Source organism: Bacillus inaquosorum (genome assembly GCF_023238325.1).
Lineage (GTDB): Bacteria > Bacillota > Bacilli > Bacillales > Bacillaceae > Bacillus > Bacillus inaquosorum.
The window spans coordinates 4,057,757-4,077,058 of record NZ_CP096592.1 but is presented as its reverse complement, the minus strand read 5'-3'; the positions used below and the strand labels follow the sequence as shown (position 1 = coordinate 4,077,058).

The following is a 19,302-nucleotide window of genomic DNA, read 5'->3' as shown; positions in this document are numbered from 1 at the left end:
GGAGAAGAACAATGGCCGACAAAACGTTTCATACTCGTTTAATCAATATGCGGCGTGATCTTCATGAACATCCTGAACTGTCATTTCAAGAGGTTGAAACGACGAAAAAAATCCGCCGCTGGCTTGAGGAAGAGCATATCGAGATTCTTGACGTTCCTCAATTGGAAACAGGCGTGATCGCGGAAATCAAAGGACAGGAAGACGGCCCCGTGATAGCAATACGAGCGGACATTGATGCGCTCCCGATCCAAGAACAAACGAATCTGCCGTTTGCATCAAAGATTGACGGCACGATGCATGCGTGCGGACACGATTTTCATACTGCTTCCATTATCGGCACGGCCATTTTGCTGAATCAAAGAAGAGCCGATCTGAAAGGTACTGTCCGCTTTATCTTTCAGCCAGCGGAAGAAATAGCCGCAGGAGCAAGAAAGGTAATAGAAGCCGGCGTACTTGATGGCGTTTCCGCGATTTTCGGCATGCACAATAAGCCGGATCTGCCTGTCGGGACCATAGGTGTAAAAGAAGGTCCGCTCATGGCAAGTGTTGACCGATTTGAGATCGTCGTCAAAGGGAAAGGCGGACACGCCGGCATCCCGAATAACAGTATTGATCCAATCGCTGCAGCCGGACAAATCATCAGCGGCCTGCAATCTGTGGTCAGCCGCAACATCAGCTCATTGCAAAACGCGGTCGTTAGTATTACAAGAGTTCAGGCGGGCACTTCGTGGAATGTGATTCCAGACCAGGCTGAAATGGAGGGCACCGTTCGAACCTTTCAAAAAGAAGCGAGACAGGCTGTTCCGGAACATATGAAACGAGTGGCTGAAGGAATTGCCGCGGGCTATGGGGCACAAGCAGAATTCAAGTGGTTTCCTTATTTGCCTTCCGTTCAGAATGACGGCACATTTTTGAACGCGGCATCTGAAGCTGCGGCACGGCTTGGCTACCAAACCGTTCATGCTGAGCAGTCTCCGGGCGGAGAAGACTTCGCTCTGTATCAAGAAAAGATCCCGGGATTTTTTGTCTGGATGGGAACGAACGGTACAGAGGAGTGGCATCATCCGGCCTTTACATTGGATGAAGAAGCCCTGACGGTTGCCTCTCAATATTTTGCTGAGCTGGCTGTTATTGTACTGGAGAGCATCAAATGAGCAGACAAGGGCTGACAGCAGGTCTTGCAGAGGCTGTGAGAACGTCACAGCCTGAGCATTCAATTGACGCGATGCGTGAAGCAAAAAAAGGATTACTCGACTTTACAGCCGCTTCATTCGCAGGAAGAGAAGATAAAGGAATTCAAAAGCTCCTCCGCCTGATTGAGGATGAAGGAGGAACGCCCCTTGTCCCTATTATCGGGCAAGGAAAAAAGGCCGCGCCATTACAATCCGCGATGCTCAATGGATTTATCGCCCATGCATTGGATTTTGATGATGTCCACTCCGAAGTAAGAGGGCATCCAAGTGCAGTGATCGTGCCGGCTCTTATGGCTTCTGCCGCTCGCGGACATGACGAGCGGCTTCTTGGCGCTTATATTGTCGGTGTTGAAGTGATGGCAAGGCTGGGCGAATCAATTGGGAGCCGCCACTATGAAAAGGGCTGGCATAATACAGGAACGCTTGGCGCGATCGCTGCTGCCTGCGCCGCAGGTTACGCAGAGGAACTGACTCAAGAAGAGCTGGAAAAAGCCATTGGTTTTGCAGCTACGCAATCTGCCGGGATGAGGGCGCAATTTGGAACAGAAATGAAACCGCTGCACGCCGGGCTGGCAGCTCAGGCTGGCATACTAGCCGTTAAGCTGGCCCAATCAGAATTTGGCGGGTCCCGCACGGCACTTGATGGAGAAGCTGGTTTCTTCGGTCTGTACGGCGATTTGGAAAAAGCCCAAAACACTTTGCTTAACCGTTGGGGCGCACCATGGAGAATCGTGAAGCCGGGTCTATGGTTTAAAATTTATCCATTTTGCTCCGCGGCACACCACGCCGCAGATGCGATACGCAAACTTGTCTCCGAGCAAGCCATTTCTGCCGCCAATACCGAGCGGGTTGAAGTGATTTTTCCGCCAGGCGGAGATGCTGCATTAACGGAAAGATCGCCGAAAACTGGAGAGGAAGGCCGTTTCAGCGTTGAATATGTCATTGCCCTTGCTTTGCATGGACATGAGCTGACCGCTGAGCATTTCAACAGCCAGCCGATCCCAAGCGGCATTCAATCGACAATAGAACATATTCAGCGAGTGTATGACAATGCCATTCAGCCGGCTCCTCATGCCGTTCCAAAAGGCCGTTTCACAATTATCCGGGCCTATTTATCAGACGGCCGCATATGCGAAGCGCGTGTGGACTGTCCAAAAGGAGCTCCCGGCAATGAGCTGTCTGAAGAAGACATAAAAGAAAAATTGACATTAACGGTTCCGTATGAAAAAGCGCGAGACATCATAACAGCAGTTGAGCAAGCAGATATAAAAGAATTTTTGGCGCATATTGAATAAGATTCAGCTCTATTAACCATTTTCAGATGATATGATAAAACCAATCATACGTTTGAAAAAGGAGAAACCATGACGGTAAATGACGCGGTTGTATTCATTTTGGCTGCCTTTTTACTATGGGGAGCGGCGGATTATTGTTTAGGGAACAGATGGGGGCTTGGCGAGCGGTTTGCGGACGGCTTCAAGGCCATGGGTCCGCTGGCGCTCTCCATGATCGGAATTGTGTCGCTGGCACCCGTACTGGCGGCCATCCTGATTCCCATCGTCTCTCCGGTTTACACAGCGATTGGCGCCGATCCTTCATCCTTTGCGAATACCATCTTGGCGATTGATATGGGAGGATATGCGCTCGCTGGAGAAATGGCGAAAGATCCACAGGCCGGGCTGTTTTCATGGGTGTTTTTAGGAACGATGATGGGGCCGGCAATCGTCTTCACGATTCCCGTCGCTCTAGGCATCATCGAAAAAGAGGACCACCCGTACTTTGCAAAAGGAATATTAATCGGGCTGTGTACAGTGCCGATCGGTTGCTTCATCGGCGGATTATGCGCAGGCTTTGACATCGTCATGATAGGTAAAAACCTCCTGATTCCGAGTCTTTTGTCTGCTTTGATCGCTTTTGGGTTATGGCGGTACACCGACAGCATCATACGTTTATTTCATCTTTTCGGAAAGGCTGTCAGTGTGATTGCGATTATCGGGCTTGCAGCTGTCTCCGTTGAAACGCTAACCGGCATTGTGCTGATACCAGGAATGGAGAACATCGAAACTGGGATACAAACAACAGGCACCATCGCCATTGCCTTGGCAGGAGCTTTTCCGATGACGGCCTTTATCACAAAAGCCTTTAAAAAGCCGCTTCAGGCACTGGGGAGATGCTTTCATTTAGATGAGACAGCAACAGCAGGCTTGGTGACCTCATTGGCTCATCATATTCCAATGCTGGCTTCATTAAAAGATATGACGCCGAGAGGAAAGGTCATCAATGTCGCGTTTGCGGTTAGCGCAGCCTTTGTGCTTGGCAGCCATCTCGGTTTTGTGGCCGGAATGAAAAAAGAAATGGCGGCTGCTATGATCATTGGAAAAATAACTGGCGGAATCACAGCTGCGGCAGCGGCTGCCTGGATGACGCCCGCACAATCAGCTGATCAGCAAAAACATGTCTCAGCCGGACATGCTGAGACATAAGCTGTTTCAACTTTGTCCAATCGGGAATATTACAGTAAGGATTCTGTGAAAGAGGGTTGGACACATGGCCGTGAAAGACCAGTACATGTCAAAAATCAAACAGGAAACCAAGCCTTGGATCAAGCGATTCGGGAGGCTTGGTTATTTTGCATTTGGCGGCGTTTTTATCCTGCTCGGGATTTTAGCATGTATGACGGCAGCCGGGGCGGGCGGCGCAAAGGATTCGAGCGGAGCGCTCCAAACGTTATCACGCATGCCGTATGGGTCATTCTTGCTTTTTTTCATAGGTGTCGGTCTTATTGGTTATGTGATCTGGATGGTGCTGAGTGCGCTTAAGGACACGGAGGGACACGGGACAAGCAGGCGCGGCCTGTCGCGGAGAACGGGGAATTTTTTCAGCGCCGCCGTTTACGCATCCATTGCTTGGAAAGCCTTGCGCTTTGTATTTGGCCAAGGGGACGGCAGCACTTCAGAGCAGACGTGGTCCGCTTATGTATTGGCGCAGCCGTTCGGCCAATGGCTCACAGGGCTTACGGGAGCAGGTTTTATCCTCTTTGCGATTGTTCAATTTATAAAAGGTGTGCGGGCTGCTTTTATGAAAGAATTTGATACGTCAAAAATGAACAAACAGATGATATGCATCGCGAAAAACACCGGGCGGGCAGGCAATATCGCCCGTGCCATTATTTTCTCGGCTATCGGCTATTTTCTTATCAAGACAGCCATGACCGCTGACCCTGACGACACAAGGGGCTTTGACGGCGCGCTCGCCGAACTCGCGCAGCAGCCGCATGGCAAAATGATTCTATCTTTTTTGGCGTTTGGACTGATCCTATATGGACTGTACGCTATTATGAAAGGGATTTATCAGCATATGACATGGGAGAAGTAAGCTCTGGGCGCAGATTCGCGTGCAGAGCATTTTTCAGTTTCTGAGAAATCGGTGGATGAAAGCCGGCGCCAGCCTGTATAATAAAAGCAAATCGAAAGCAGTTTCATCATGAACTGATCCACAGGGAGGTGCAGAATGGATCGGGAAAAACAACAATTAAGCATAGAAGCGGCAAGGCTTTACTATCAGTCTGACTACAGTCAGCAGCAAATTGCTGAGCAGCTCAACATTTCAAGGCCGACCGTTTCCCGGCTGCTGCAATACGCAAAAGCAAAAGGATTTGTCCAGATTCGCGTCATGGACCCTTTTGAAGATTTGGATGCGCTCGGTTCCATGCTTGAAGAGAAATATGGGCTTCTCGAGGCGCATGTTGTGTTTTCTCCGACACCCGATTATGCAGGAATTACACATGACCTAAGCCGCTATGGTGCAGAATATATGCATGAAACGGTGAAAGACGGCGATATTGTCGGTGTCAGCTGGGGAACCACCATGTATCAAATCGCGCAAAACATGCAGCCGAAGCAGGTAAAAGGCGTCGAGGTCGTCCAGCTGAAAGGCGGCATCAGCCATTCCCGGGTAAACACGTATTCCGCTGAAACAATTCAGCTGTTTGCGGAGGCTTTTCAAACGATGCCGCGCTATCTCCCGCTTCCCGTCGTGTTTGATAATGCGGATGTGAAGCGAATGGTGGAGAAAGACCGTCATATTGAGCGGATCATCGAGATGGGTAAGCAGGCGAATATCGCTCTCTTCACGGTGGGCACAGTCCGTGACGAAGCGCTGTTATTCCGGCTCGGTTATTTTAATGAAGAAGAGAAAGCCCTGCTGAAAAAACAGGCTGTCGGGGATATCTGTTCACGCTTTTTTGATGCGAAAGGGAACATTTGCAGCGCCGCCATCAATGACCGGACCATCGGCGTCGAGCTTGAAGATCTCAGACTGAAGGAACGCTCCATTTTAGTGGCCGGCGGGAGCAGAAAAGTGACCTCCATACACGGTGCGTTAACGGGGAAATATGCCAACGTTTTAATCATTGACCAGCATACCGCAAGGGCGCTTGTTAATGTTTTGTGACACGTTCAAACCGTTTGCTGAACAAAATTTCAATTACCAATTTACATATGTTCAAAAGTCGGTTATGCTAAAAAATATCTTAACAAAAAAGGAAGTGTGCGAAGGATGTCATTAGCTAACATAATTGATCATACAGCTTTGAAACCGCATACACAAAAAGCGGAAATTCTAACATTAATCGAAGAAGCAAAAACATACAAGTTTGCTTCTGTATGTGTAAATCCCACATGGGTGCAGCTTGCTGCAAAAGAGCTTGAGGGAACAGGAGTTGACGTTTGTACGGTCATCGGCTTCCCGCTCGGTGCCAACACAACGGAAACAAAAGCGTTCGAAACAAAAGACGCGATTTCAAAAGGTGCCACTGAAGTGGACATGGTCATTAACATTGCCGCTTTGAAAGACAAAGAAGATGATGTTGTTGAAGCGGATATCCGCGGTGTAGTTGAAGCTGCAGCCGGAAAAGCGCTTGTCAAAGTCATTATCGAAACGTGCCTTCTGACTGATGAAGAAAAAGAACGTGCATGCCGTTTAGCGGTTTCTGCGGGAGCGGATTTCGTGAAAACATCAACAGGCTTCTCTACAGGCGGCGCAACGAAGGAAGATATCGCTTTAATGCGCAAAACAGTAGGCTCTGATATCGGCGTGAAAGCATCCGGCGGCGTAAGAACGAAAGAAGATGTAGACACAATGGTCGAGGCGGGAGCGAGCCGAATCGGCGCAAGCGCAGGCGTTTCCATTGTAAAAGGAGAAAACGCATCAGGCGGAGACTACTAAGAAGCTGACGGAAGGCACATTGCTTTCCGTTGCTTATCTTTCTTTTCTGGGGAAACAGTTATTGTAAGCGAATACAAATAAAGGAGAACACATATGAAGTATTTGATTGGGATTATCGGTTTAATCGTGTTTTTAGGCCTCGCGTGGATCGCGAGCAGCGGGAAAAAAAGAATTAAGATCCGCCCAATTGTTGTTATGCTCATTTTGCAATTTATTCTCGGCTTCATTCTCCTCAATACCGGGGTAGGGAATTTCCTCGTTGGAGGATTTGCAAAAGGATTCAATTACTTGCTTGAATACGCGGCAGAAGGAATCAACTTTGTATTTGGCGGTTTGGTGAATGCGGACCAAACGACATTCTTTATGAATGTTCTCTTGCCAATCGTGTTTATTTCCGCTCTGATCGGGATTCTGCAAAAATGGAAGGTCCTCCCGTTTATTATTAAATATATCGGTCTTGCCCTCAGCAAGGTAAACGGTATGGGAAGACTGGAATCGTATAATGCAGTCGCTTCTGCTATTTTAGGGCAGTCGGAAGTATTTATCTCCTTGAAGAAAGAACTCGGTCTTTTAAATCAGCAGCGCTTGTACACGCTTTGTGCTTCTGCGATGTCAACCGTATCAATGTCAATCGTCGGCGCGTATATGACGATGCTGAAACCGGAATATGTTGTAACGGCGTTAGTTTTGAACTTATTTGGCGGTTTCATTATCGCTTCTATTATTAATCCTTACGATGTTGCTAAAGAAGAGGATATGCTTCGTGTTGAAGAAGAAGAAAAACAATCCTTCTTCGAAGTGCTCGGAGAATACATCCTTGACGGCTTCAAAGTAGCGGTTGTCGTCGCTGCGATGCTGATCGGATTTGTCGCGATTATTGCCTTGATTAACGGTATTTTTAACGCAGTATTCGGTATTTCCTTCCAAGGCCTTCTTGGATATGTGTTTGCTCCATTCGCTTTTCTTGTCGGTATCCCATGGAATGAAGCTGTTAATGCGGGAAGCATTATGGCAACAAAAATGGTATCCAATGAATTTGTCGCCATGACGTCGCTAACACAAAACGGCTTCGACTTCAGCGGCCGTACGACAGCGATCGTATCCGTGTTCCTTGTGTCATTTGCGAACTTCTCTTCAATCGGAATCATTTCCGGTGCCGTAAAAGGACTGAATGAAAAGCAAGGAAATGTTGTTGCTCGCTTCGGCTTGAAATTATTATACGGCGCTACGCTTGTCAGCTTTTTATCAGCGGCAATTGTGGGCTTGATTTACTGAACTTAATCGAAAAGGATCGGTGAACATAATGAGAATGGTAGATATCATCATCAAAAAACAGAACGGTAAAGAACTCACCACAGAAGAAATTCAATTTTTCGTGAACGGCTATACAGATGGAAGCATTCCTGATTATCAGGCAAGCGCGCTTGCCATGGCGATTTTCTTCCAGGATATGAGTGACCGTGAACGTGCAGACTTGACGATGGCTATGGTGAATTCCGGTGAAACGATTGATCTTTCTGCCATTGAAGGAATTAAAGTCGACAAACACTCTACCGGCGGCGTCGGCGACACGACAACACTCGTTCTCGCCCCGCTTGTTGCGGCTCTTGACGTGCCCGTTGCCAAAATGTCCGGCCGCGGCCTCGGACATACGGGCGGGACGATTGATAAATTAGAGGCGATCGACGGCTTTCACGTGGAACTGACGAAGGATGAATTTATTAAGCTCGTGAACCGTGACAAGGTCGCTGTCATCGGCCAAAGCGGCAACTTGACGCCGGCTGATAAAAAACTGTACGCGCTTCGTGATGTAACGGGAACGGTCAATTCCATCCCGCTGATCGCAAGCTCGATTATGAGCAAAAAAATCGCTGCCGGGGCGGATGCGATCGTGCTTGACGTAAAAACGGGTGCGGGCGCCTTCATGAAAACGGAAGAAGACGCGGCTGAACTCGCCAAAGCGATGGTGCGCATCGGAAATAATGTCGGCCGCCAAACAATGGCTGTTATTTCTGATATGTCCCAGCCGCTCGGCTTTGCGATCGGAAATGCGCTTGAAGTCAAAGAAGCGATCGACACGCTTAAAGGAGAGGGACCTGAGGATCTTCATGAGCTTGTCTTAACGCTTGGAAGCCAAATGGTTGTGCTTGCGAAAAAAGCCAATACTTTGGACGAGGCGAGAGCGAAGCTGGAAGAAGTCATGAAAAACGGCAAGGCACTTGAGAAATTCAAGGACTTCCTCAAAAACCAAGGCGGCGACAGCTCGATTGTTGATGATCCGTCTAAGCTTCCGCAAGCTGCATATCAAATTGATGTGCCTGCCAAAGAAGCGGGTGTCGTCTCCGAGATTGTCGCGGACGAAATCGGCGTCGCAGCGATGCTGTTAGGGGCCGGACGCGCCACAAAAGAAGACGAAATCGATTTAGCCGTCGGCATCATGCTCCGCAAAAAGGTCGGCGACAAGGTAGAAAAAGGCGAACCGCTCGTGACGCTTTATGCCAACCGCGAAAACGTCGATGAAGTCATCGCGAAAGTCTATGACAACATCCGCATCGCAGCGGAAGCGAAGGCGCCGAAGCTGATTCATACGTTAATTACAGAATAAAAATAACAGCACATCCCATCCTGATTGGGGTGTGCTGTTTTAATTAAAGGATATGATCGATCGGATATTCCTCTTGGCTGATTTTTTTTGTTTTCTCAAACTTTCTTTTGAAATAGAAGATGAGATAGCAAAGGATGATACAAGGAATTCCGCAGAATAGTGCGATTCTTTGATTGGGATCAAAAGCAAGACCGATACAAGAAGCTGAGCATAATAAAAGAGCGGCTATAGGCATAAGAGGATAAAGCGGCGTGCGAAATGTCAGATCTTTTACATTTCCTCCTTTTTTAAGAAATCTCTTGCGAAACAAGAGTTGGGACAGCGCAATGCTCATCCAGACCACGACTCCTGCAAATCCAGCAATCGCTACCATCACCACATATACAGTTCCAGGCGCCACGATACTGGAAACGAGAGATAAACAGGATACGGCCATACTGATCATTAAGGCATTTAAGGGAATGCCTTTAGATGTGACTTTCTTAAAACGGGAGCTGATCATGTTTTCATTTGCTAACGACCACATCATGCGGGTTGAAGCATATAGGCCTGAATTGGCGACGGACAGCAAGGCTGTTAATATCACGAAATTCATAATATCTGCGGCGTAAGGGATTCCGATCTCTGCAAATACGGCTACAAACGGACTTTCAATCACGCCTGCTTCCTTCCACGAAATCAGCCCGGATAAGACGAACACAGCGCCAATGAAAAAAATGACTGTCCTCCATGCGACATTACGGATGGATCGCGGAATATCCTTTTGAGGATTTGCTGATTCTCCTGCTGTGACTCCGATTAATTCTGTTCCGGAAAAGGCAAAGCTCACAGATATCATGGCGATAAATACGGCGAGAAAGCCATTTGGAAACAATCCTCCATGATCTGTGAAATTTGACAACATAGGAGCATCAGCCGTCCCGTTTAAAGAGATCAGGCCAAACATGGCGGCTCCTCCTAAAATGATAAATAAAATGATCGTGACAATCTTCACGCTGGAAAACCAAAATTCGGTTTCCGCAAATAACTTGACTGAAAATGCGTTGCATACGAAAAGGAGAACTGCAAAAATCGCACTCCACATCCATACGCTGCTGTCAGGAAACCAGCGCTGCATGAGAATACCGGATGCGGTAAACTCAGAACCTACCGTCACCACCCAATTTACCCAGTACATGATGCCGACCATAAAACCGGTTGATGGCCCGATGAATGTTGTGGCGTATTTTTGAAAGGAACCGGTCACGGGCATGGCGACCGACAATTCACCGAGACATTGCATGACGAGGTACATCATCAACCCGCCGATTAAATAAGCGAGTATCGTACCGCCGGGTCCGGCTTGGTTTAGCGTATAACCCGTGCTGAGGAAAAGCCCTGTCCCTATGACGCCTCCCAATGAGATCATAAATAAGTGCCTGCTTTTCATCGTGCGTTTTAGCTGTTGACCGCTGTTCTCCTGAAGATTCACCGTCTCGCCCTCCTTTTAGCTGCCGTTCATTAGGCAGATGAGTTTCTCGTGCCCAAAATACAACCTGCCAGAAGATCACTAGAATTGGGAGCGTTTCATTCCTTTTAATGCGTGTAACAGAACGTGAGCTGCGGCTCTGCTTGTCATATCCCGAAAGTCGAGGGTAGGATCAACTTCAACGATTTCAATCCCGGCAACATTGGATTGCTGTGCGATGTAATTGACTGTTTCGAGCAATTCATCTGTATAGAGGCCGCCCGGGCCAATCGCTGGACAGCCGGGTGCATGGGACTGGTCTAAGACATCCATATCAACGGAAATAAAAATGGAGCCTGCTTTTGTTTGAACGGCAGGAAGAATCTCTTTTATCGTCGGGATTAATCCTTTTTCACGAATCATGCCCATCGTGTGAATGTTCACGTTATGTTTTTTCGCATATGTTTCATATGCCAGGCTGTTGCTGAATTCTCTGATCCCCAGTTGAATCAAATGTTGACCCTCAATAATCTCTTCATCCAAAAGGCGGCGGAAGGGAGTGCCGTTTGTCGGCCCCCCGTCCTCCGTATTCCGAACATCGTGATGGGCATCAAATTGAATCACTGCTGTCGTTCCTTTCGTTTGCGCGATCGCTTTTATGGTGGAGTAGCTGATCGAGTTATCTCCCCCCAGTATGAGCGGCACCCAATCTGGATGATCCGACAGCAGAGCATGCATGGTATAGAAGATTTGCTGATGTGACTTTACAATATCAGTTACGTGAATATCGATATCCCCCAGATCGTAAAGAAGATCTGATACGACATGTCCGCCAAGCTCAGCAGAATAGGCCGATGAATGTTTCAGTGCCTGGCGGATTGTTCCGGGGGCAAAGGAAGCGCCGGAATGACTGATGGAGGATTTTGATAGGGGGACACCTATCAATGCCGGCCCCTTAATGCCTTGGCCGTCCCATTTTGCTATCAGATCGCCCATTTTTGTTACATTCCGGTCTTTAAACGAAGAACCTGCCTCTCTGAGAAAAGGGTATTTATCCAAGAATGGCTCCCTCCCTGTTGACTACAATTGTTCCGTTTTTCATGACTTGATGTACATGATTGACGCCGTAGTGATACGGAATATACATATAATTCGAGGCTTGCCAAATGACAAGATCAGCTGATCGGCCGGCTTTAAGCTGACCGGCTTCTTCTCCTTTTCCTATGGCATGTGCGGCATTGACTGTGACCGCATGCCATATTTCTTCTGCAGTCATTTTCAGATGAAGAGCGGCAATGGACATGATCAGCTGGATATTTTCAGTCGGCGAGCTGCCAGGATTAAAGTCCGTTGCCAAGCTGACACATACACCCTCATCAATCATGTCTCTTGCCCTGGCGTATGTGCTTTTGCCAAGATAAAATGTCGTGCCCGGCAAGAGGACGGCGATCGTTCCAGACTCAGCTAATTTCTTTATGCCTTCGTCTGAGGCGCCTACCAAATGGTCGGCTGAGACAGCCTTTAGCTCTCCCGCTAATTCAGCTCCTCCAAGCGGATCGATTTCATCTGCGTGTATTTTTAACCCGAAGCCAGCCTCAGCCGCTTTTCTTAAATAGCGGCGGGATTGACTGACGGTAAAAACACCTGTTTCTGTAAAAATATCTGCATAGCTGGCGAGCTCATTCTCTTTGATTTCCGGCAAAAGATTAAGCATTTGATCCAGAAATTCATCTGGATTGTTTTGATATTCGGGAGGGATCGCATGGGCTCCCATAAACGTGGAGACAAGGTCAACAGGCTGGCTTTCATGCAGTTTTTTTGCGACACGCAATTGTTTCAGCTCTGTTTCTTTTTCCAAGCCATAGCCGCTTTTCACTTCAGCCGTGGTTGTGCCGTAGGACAGCATTCTTTGTAGATGAAAATGGCCTTTTTGCAGCAAATCTTCCTCTGAAGCTGCCCTGGTGTGCTTGACAGTAGACAAAATTCCGCCGCCTTGCGCGAGAATATCTAAATAAGAGATGCCCTGAAGTTTTAGATTCATCTCTTTTTCCCGAGATCCGCCAAATACAAGATGGGTATGCGGATCAACGAGACCCGGCGTTACAAGCCGTCCCGAGCAATCAATGATTTCGTCTGCCTCGTAACCGGCTTCAGCCCCTTTTTTTCCGGCGAACACAATTTTCTGTTCATGGATGCCGACAACAGCGTCTTCGATCACATGAAGATCCTGCATGCTTTTGCCTGCACGGGGGCCGCTGCTTTCCATCGTTAAAAGCTGACCGATGTTAGTGAGAATCGTATCAATTTGTTTCGGCATGTCATCACTCCTTTATTTTTGCATCGGCACGATAATGTCTTGTTTTTTCGCTACTTCAACTGCACGTTCATAACCCGCATCGGCATGGCGGATAATGCCCATCCCCGGGTCGCTCGTTAAGACCCTGGCGAGCCGCTCGTCAGCCAGCTCACTTCCATCGGCAACTGCAACCATACCGGCATGCAGGGAATAGCCCATTCCGACGCCGCCGCCATGGTGGAAGGAAACCCAGCTTGCACCCGAGGCCGTGTTGACAAGCGCATTGAGCACAGCCCAATCGCCGACAGCGTCACTTCCATCCTTCATCGCTTCTGTTTCCCGGTTTGGAGAGGCGACAGACCCGCAGTCTAAATGATCTCTCCCGATAACGACAGGCGCTTTTAGCTCCCCGTTTCTGACCAACTCGTTAATGGCAAGGCCCATTTTTTTCCGTTCTCCGTATCCAAGCCAGCAAATACGGGACGGCAAGCCTTGGAACGTGACTTTTTCCTGTGCCATATCGATCCAGCGGTGAAGGGCTTTATTGGCTGGGAACAGTTCTTTTAATAAAGCATCCGTACGGTAAATATCTGCCGCATCACCGGAAAGCGCCGCCCAGCGGAAAGGTCCTTTTCCTTCACAGAATAAGGGGCGGATGTAGGCAGGGACAAACCCCGGAAAATCGAAGGCATTCTCCAGGCCTTCATCTTTTGCGACTTGCCGGATATTGTTGCCGTAGTCGAATACAACAGAGCCCTTTTGTTGAAATGCCAGCATGGCTTCCACATGTTTTTTCATGCTTTGCTTCGCAAGGCGTACGTAAAGGTCTGGATTGTCTTGGCGCAAACGATCAGCTTCCTCAAGTGAATAGCCCTCGGGAACATAACCGATTAATGGGTCATGGGCGGACGTCTGATCCGTCACAATATCGATTTTGACGCCTCGGTTCAAAAGTGTGTGGTGAACCTCAGCCGCGTTTCCGAGAAGAGCAATGGATAGAGGTTTTCCTGCCAGCTTTGCCTCTTCAGCCCACGCTAAGGCTTCCTCAATCGAGGCTGTTTTTCGATCGCAGTATTTTGTTTCGATCCGCTTGTCGATACGTTTCTCATCAACCTCGACGGCAATGACGACCCCTTCATTCATCGTGACAGACAACGGCTGGGCGCCTCCCATTCCGCCGAGCCCGGCTGTCAGCGTCAATGTTCCTTTTAAGCTTCCTCCGAAGTGCTGTCTCGCAAGCTCAGCGAAAGTTTCATAGGTTCCTTGCAATATGCCCTGTGAGCCAATGTAAATCCAGCTGCCTGCCGTCATCTGTCCGTACATCATTAACCCTTTTTTCTCAAGCTCGTGGAAATGCTCCCAGTTCGCCCACTTCGGAACAAGAACAGAATTTGCTAAAAGCACGCGCGGTGCCTGCGGGTGAGTACGGAACATGCCAACGGGCTTTCCGGATTGCACGAGCAATGTCTCATCATGTTTTAGTGTTTTCAAAGAATGCTCAATGGCGTGAAAAGCGTCCCAATTCCGTGCGGCTTTGCCAATTCCGCCGTATACGATGAGGTCTTCCGGCTTCTCGGCGACTTCCGGATCAAGGTTGTTTCGAAGCATTCGAAGCACCGCCTCTTGTTCCCATCCTAAGCATTCAAGCTCTGTTCCCTTGTTGGCACGGATTGATTTTTTTACATCAGTCATATGTTCATCCCCCTCAGTTCTTCATTCTGATAATCAGGTAATAAAGATTCCTTCTTGAGCCAGTCAGTCAAGCGTTCAATGTCATAGGAAAAAACACGGTCCTGCTGAATGGACGGCACGACTTTTCTCATTTCTTGAAAAAGCTGTTTGGTATAGGACGCCGCCTGTTCTATGCCTCTGTATTCAACCGCCTGCAATGCGCAAATCGCCTCGATCGCAATGACTCTTCTTGTATTCACGATCACCTGATAAGCATGCCGCGCAGCGATGGTTCCCATGCTGACATGGTCTTCTTGGTTGGCGGATGACGGAATAGAATCCACACTCGCAGGATGGGCCAGTGTTTTATTTTCAGAAACGAGTGAGGCCGCGGCATACTGCATGATCATTGCACCGGATTGCAGACCGGGATGAGGGCTTAGGAACGGCGGCAGGTCATTCAGCTGCGGATTCACAAGGCGTTCGATCCTGCGTTCTGCGATATTCGCAAGCTCTGAAATTGCGATTTTTAGAAAATCCATGGCAAAGGCGATCGGCTGTCCGTGAAAGTTTCCGCCAGAAATGACTTTGTCACCATCATTGAAAATGAGAGGGTTGTCCGTAGCTGCATTCATTTCAATTTCTAATTTTTCTTTGACATATCCTAATGTCTGCCAAGTCGCACCGTGTACTTGCGGAATACAGCGCAATGAATAGGCATCCTGGACCCGCAGTTCTCCTTGAGAGGTAGTCAGGCTGCTGTCAGACAGATAGAAGCGAATTCGTTCTGCGACATCGATCTGCTCCTGATAGCCGCGGGCTGCGTGAATATCCTCGTCAAACGCATCTATAATTCCTCGCAGCCCTTCAATCGTTAAGCTGGCAATGCGTTCGGTTTGATAGGCTAGTTTTTCTGCTTCAATGTATGCGACCACACCCATAGCAGTCATGGCCTGAGTCCCGTTAATCAAGGCAAGCCCTTCCTTGGATGTCAGTGTTACCGGCTGAATACCGGCTTTTTTCAAGCCCGTCATTGCCGGCATTCTCTCCCCCTCAAAAAAGACTTCTCCTTGCCCGATCAGCGCAAGCGCCAGATGGGAAAGCGGCGCCAGATCCCCGCTTGCGCCAAGTGATCCCTGCTGTGGAATGACAGGATGGACGCGTTTATTTAAAAAAGCAAGCAATTGTTCAATCAGCTCCGCACGTACACCGGAAAAACCTTTTAACAGCGCATTGGCGCGCAAAAGCAGCATGGCCCGAGAAACACACTCAGGAAAAGGATCGCCGACACCGCAGGCATGTGAAAGGATTAAATTCAGCTGCAGCGCCGCCGAGTCTTCTTTCTGAATCAGGACATCACTGAATTTGCCAAATCCGGTGGTGATGCCGTATATTGTCTTTTCTTCGTGAACAATCCGTTCCACTGCCGCTCTGCTTTTTTTCACGCGCTCTATACTTTCCTCGGAAGCTGCTGCCTCTTCAAAATCAAACAGCACACGAGCAACGTCGACTGTTGTCAATGAAGAACCGTCTAAAGTCACCATAAGCCCAACTCCTTTGTCTTTACTTTGATAAAGCGCCCATACAAAATGGGGCTATGCTGTGAACATCTGTTTTCACGCATAGCCCCCTATCGTCTATGATCTATGGGCTGTTTCATATGTGATTGATACCAACGCCGAATGTCTCATGCTCAAGACCTTTAATCGGCGCCCCGATTGTTCCGTAAAGCGAGACAGCAATCCAATCGCCCTCCGCTTCACTTTCATAAGGATTTCCCCTCAAAACGGCAAACCTCAGGCCAACCGTCCGAAGCAGCGATCCAAGCAGCATTTCACCTCTGGTCACGCCATGCAAAGCCTCCATCGTCGCATGATAAAGCGCATGTGACTCGCGATAGCCCTCAGATTGAATGACACCGCTCTTTTTGGAAGCGGTTTCAATTGCGGCTACTACTTTATGCGCGTCCATTGATCCTACCTTGCCGAGACAGACCTTCCATCCATCTCGCTCCAGCTCCCCGACCTGTGTGCTTTCTTCCGCTTCATTCAGCAGCAGAAGAACAGACAGCCGGCCGATCCGGCGCTCTTTGTGCAGTGTCATATGAATCACTCAATTCCTAAAAATTCTGATAACTATTAACTGAGTATTATATTAATTGGTTCAGCAGCAGAAGTCAAAAGGTTTTTTACAGTCTTTAACAAGTTAGATTGCTATTGTAATAGCGTGACAGAGAAAGCAGGCCGGGTTTTCTTTCAGCACATTGCACATGATAGCCAGACAGGAGTGCGGGCGGCTGCTGTCGTACTCTAAATATAAATTTCAATAGAAGAGGAGCGAAGTCCAGTGAAGAGCTTAAAGTGGGGAATCATCGGACTTGGCGCAATCGCATCAGATTTCGCCAGAGCGCTGAGAGAAGTAAACGGAACAGTCTATGCTGCAGGGTCACGAAGCTTGGATAAAGCCAAGGCGTTCGCCAAGGAGCATCATGTCGAAAAAGCATACGGCAGCTATGAAGAACTGCTGCAAGATGAGAATGTCGATATTGTCTACATTGCCACTCCGCATTCAAACCACTATGAATATATGATGAAAAGCCTTCAGCATCACAAGCATGTTCTTTGTGAGAAGGCGATTACCGTCAATGCGAGGCAGCTAAAGGAGATCATAGACATAGCCAAAGAAAAACAGCTTATTGTGTCTGAAGCGATGACCATCTACCATATGCCCCTTTATAAAAAACTCCGTGAGATCGTAAAGGAGGGTCGCATTGGGCCTCTTAAAATGGTTCAAGTCTCCTTCGGAACGCGCAAACCATACGACGTCACTAACCGATTCTTTAATAAAGAACTGGCTGGCGGCGCACTGTTAGACACGGGAGCCTATGCGCTCGCTTTCGCAAGGTATTTTCTCACGAGCCAGCCGAATGAGATCCTCAGCACGGCCAAGCCGGCTGACACAGGTGTAGACGAGCAGTCAGGCATCATCTTAAAAAACGCCGACAACGAAATGGCTGTCATATCGCTGACAATGAGGGTGAAAATGCCAAAAAGAGGCGTAGTTGCTGGAGAAAAGGGCTTTATCACAGTCGACGACTTTACAAGGCCGGACAAAGCCGTCATTACGTACGCACATGGAAAAACAGAGTTGATTGAAGAAGGAGAAACGGCAAAAGGGTTGAACTATGAAGTAGAGGATATGCAAGCAGCAGTCCTGCACCAAACAAGCAGCCAGACCATCAGTCTCTCCCTGGATGTCATGAGCATCATGGACAATGTTAGAGAACAGTGGGGCATTACCTACCCGTTTGAATATGAAAACATCCGGCCTTCATAGCGGGCCGGTGTTTCTTCATAGAGAAATGTAAGCGATTAAAATTTTAATAAAAAAAGTGAGGCGAATTGTTTAGATGTTCAACCGATTGTTCCGTGTATGTTTTCTGGCAGCCCTTATCATGGCCTTCACCCTGCCAAACTCCGTCTATGCGCAAAAAGCAGGAAAACCAGTATTTACAGAAGTCAGCGTCCATGATCCTTCCATCATTGAGACAAACGGCACCTTTTATGTTTTTGGATCTCATCTCGCTTCAGCAAAAACGAATGACCTCATGCAATGGCAGCAGCTGACCACCAGCGTAAGCAACAATAATCCTCTGATTCCCAATGTCTATGAAGAATTAAAAGATACCTTCGAATGGGCGCAATCCGATACCCTTTGGGCGGCTGACGTCACACAGCTGGCGGACGGCAAATACTACATGTATTACAACGCCTGCCGCGGTGATTCGCCAAGATCTGCCATGGGCGTTGCCGTCGCTGATAACATCGAAGGCCCGTACAAAAACAAAGGCATCTTTTTGAAATCAGGCATGGAAGGCACAAGCGACGATGGAACACCATATGACGCAACCAAACATCCGAATGTCGTCGACCCGCATACCTTCTTTGATCAAAACGGAAAGCTATGGATGGTGTACGGATCATACTCAGGCGGCATTTTCATACTTGAAATGAACCCGAAAACAGGCTTCCCGCTTCCTGGACAGGGATACGGGAAAAAACTGCTCGGCGGCAACCACAGCAGAATCGAAGGCCCGTATGTTCTCTACAATCCAGACACCAAATACTACTACTTATACCTATCATATGGCGGTCTCGATGCAACAGGCGGCTATAACATTCGTGTGGCCCGCTCCAAGAAACCGGACGGCCCTTACTATGATGCAGAAGGCAATCCAATGCTTGACGTCCGCGGCAAAGAAGGCACATTCTTCGACGACCGTTCCATCGAACCATACGGCGTCAAACTCATGGGCAGCTACACTTTTGAAACAGAAAATGAAAAAGGCACCGGGTACGTCTCACCAGGCCACAACTCCGCATACTATGACGAAAAAACCGGGCGTTCCTATTTAATCTTCCACACCCGCTTCCCGGGCAGGGGTGAAGAACACGAAGTCAGAGTCCACCAATTGTTCATGAACAAAGACGGCTGGCCGGTAGCAGCGCCATATCGTTACGCAGGCGAAACACTGAAAGAAGTAAAACAAAAAGACATCACAGGAACATACAAAGTCATCCAGCACGGAAAAGACATCTCAGCCGACATCAAACAAACCATCAACATCCAGCTCAACAAAAATCATACCATTTCCGGGGAAATGACCGGAATATGGAAGAAAACCGGAAAAAACAGAGCCGACATCACGTTAGCGGGCAAGACATATAATGGAGTATTTTTACGCCAGTGGGATTCGGTGAGAGAGAAGAACGTCATGACGTTTAGTGTGTTGAATGGCAGCGGTGAGTCTGTTTGGGGAGTGAACTGATTTTTTCAAATAACGGTGTGAAATTCTAGACTCTAT

Annotated in this window: 16 protein-coding genes; 10 read left to right on the top strand and 6 right to left on the bottom strand. The window is 48.3% G+C overall.

Annotated elements, in window-relative coordinates; translation table 11 throughout:
• Positions 1 to 11 precede the first annotated feature (11 nt).
• From sndB to M1M80_RS20630, 8 genes are all read left to right on the top strand, one after another.
• The gene (gene sndB / locus M1M80_RS20665; RefSeq protein ID WP_060399872.1) at positions 12 to 1,154 is read left to right on the top strand and encodes an N-acetyl-sulfur-metabolite deacetylase SndB; all 1,143 of its coding nucleotides are present in this window, start codon (positions 12 to 14) and stop codon (positions 1,152 to 1,154) included.
• The gene (locus tag M1M80_RS20660; RefSeq protein WP_060399871.1) at positions 1,151 to 2,488 is read left to right on the top strand and encodes an MmgE/PrpD family protein; all 1,338 of its coding nucleotides are present in this window, start codon (positions 1,151 to 1,153) and stop codon (positions 2,486 to 2,488) included. The genes sndB and M1M80_RS20660 overlap by 4 nt, the downstream gene beginning before the upstream one ends.
• 69 nt (positions 2,489 to 2,557) lie before the next feature.
• On the top strand, positions 2,558 to 3,676 hold the full coding sequence (gene eutH / locus M1M80_RS20655; RefSeq protein ID WP_003236325.1) for an ethanolamine utilization protein EutH: 1,119 nt from the start codon (positions 2,558 to 2,560) through the stop codon (positions 3,674 to 3,676).
• A gap of 64 nt (positions 3,677 to 3,740) precedes the next feature.
• On the top strand, positions 3,741 to 4,568 hold the full coding sequence (locus tag M1M80_RS20650) for a DUF1206 domain-containing protein (RefSeq protein WP_060399870.1): 828 nt from the start codon (positions 3,741 to 3,743) through the stop codon (positions 4,566 to 4,568).
• A 135-nt stretch (positions 4,569 to 4,703) separates the two neighbouring features.
• Entirely contained in the window at positions 4,704 to 5,645 is a 942-nt protein-coding gene (gene deoR / locus M1M80_RS20645; protein ID WP_060399869.1) for a DNA-binding transcriptional repressor DeoR, read from the top strand.
• A 105-nt stretch (positions 5,646 to 5,750) separates the two neighbouring features.
• On the top strand, positions 5,751 to 6,419 hold the full coding sequence (gene deoC / locus M1M80_RS20640; protein ID WP_060399868.1) for a deoxyribose-phosphate aldolase: 669 nt from the start codon (positions 5,751 to 5,753) through the stop codon (positions 6,417 to 6,419).
• Positions 6,420 to 6,512: 93 nt separating this feature from the next.
• Positions 6,513 to 7,694: a nucleoside permease NupC gene (gene nupC, locus M1M80_RS20635; RefSeq protein ID WP_003236317.1), complete on the top strand. Its 1,182-nt coding sequence runs from the start codon at positions 6,513 to 6,515 to the stop codon at positions 7,692 to 7,694.
• A 28-nt stretch (positions 7,695 to 7,722) separates the two neighbouring features.
• Positions 7,723 to 9,024, top strand: a complete 1,302-nt coding sequence (locus M1M80_RS20630) for a pyrimidine-nucleoside phosphorylase (RefSeq protein WP_060399867.1) — start codon at positions 7,723 to 7,725, stop codon at positions 9,022 to 9,024.
• A gap of 43 nt (positions 9,025 to 9,067) precedes the next feature.
• Here M1M80_RS20630 and M1M80_RS20625 read toward each other — a convergent pair whose 3' ends face one another.
• From M1M80_RS20625 to hutP, 6 genes are all read right to left on the bottom strand, one after another.
• Complete coding sequence (locus M1M80_RS20625; RefSeq protein WP_003236315.1) at positions 9,068 to 10,495, bottom strand: amino acid permease; 1,428 nt, start codon at positions 10,493 to 10,495, stop codon at positions 9,068 to 9,070.
• A gap of 78 nt (positions 10,496 to 10,573) precedes the next feature.
• The gene (gene hutG / locus M1M80_RS20620) at positions 10,574 to 11,530 is read right to left on the bottom strand and encodes a formimidoylglutamase (protein WP_060399866.1); all 957 of its coding nucleotides are present in this window, start codon (positions 11,528 to 11,530) and stop codon (positions 10,574 to 10,576) included.
• The gene (gene hutI, locus M1M80_RS20615) at positions 11,523 to 12,788 is read right to left on the bottom strand and encodes an imidazolonepropionase (RefSeq protein ID WP_060399865.1); all 1,266 of its coding nucleotides are present in this window, start codon (positions 12,786 to 12,788) and stop codon (positions 11,523 to 11,525) included. Before hutI ends, hutG begins: the two co-directional genes overlap by 8 nt.
• A gap of 12 nt (positions 12,789 to 12,800) precedes the next feature.
• Positions 12,801 to 14,459 carry a urocanate hydratase gene (gene hutU / locus M1M80_RS20610; RefSeq protein ID WP_060399864.1) on the bottom strand — a complete coding sequence of 553 codons (1,659 nt, stop codon included), beginning with the start codon at positions 14,457 to 14,459 and terminating at the stop codon, positions 12,801 to 12,803.
• A complete protein-coding gene (gene hutH, locus M1M80_RS20605) occupies positions 14,456 to 15,982 on the bottom strand; it encodes a histidine ammonia-lyase (RefSeq protein ID WP_060399863.1) in 1,527 nt (508 codons plus the stop codon). Before hutH ends, hutU begins: the two co-directional genes overlap by 4 nt.
• Before the next feature lie 112 nt (positions 15,983 to 16,094).
• The gene (gene hutP, locus M1M80_RS20600; RefSeq protein ID WP_003236310.1) at positions 16,095 to 16,541 is read right to left on the bottom strand and encodes a hut operon transcriptional regulator HutP; all 447 of its coding nucleotides are present in this window, start codon (positions 16,539 to 16,541) and stop codon (positions 16,095 to 16,097) included.
• Between the two features lie 243 nt (positions 16,542 to 16,784).
• Between hutP and M1M80_RS20595 the strand changes: the two genes are divergently transcribed.
• Positions 16,785 to 17,774, top strand: a complete 990-nt coding sequence (locus M1M80_RS20595) for a Gfo/Idh/MocA family protein (protein WP_060399862.1) — start codon at positions 16,785 to 16,787, stop codon at positions 17,772 to 17,774.
• A gap of 73 nt (positions 17,775 to 17,847) precedes the next feature.
• The gene (gene abnB, locus M1M80_RS20590; protein WP_060399861.1) at positions 17,848 to 19,266 is read left to right on the top strand and encodes an arabinan endo-1,5-alpha-L-arabinosidase AbnB; all 1,419 of its coding nucleotides are present in this window, start codon (positions 17,848 to 17,850) and stop codon (positions 19,264 to 19,266) included.
• The last annotated feature ends 36 nt before the right edge of the window (positions 19,267 to 19,302 follow it).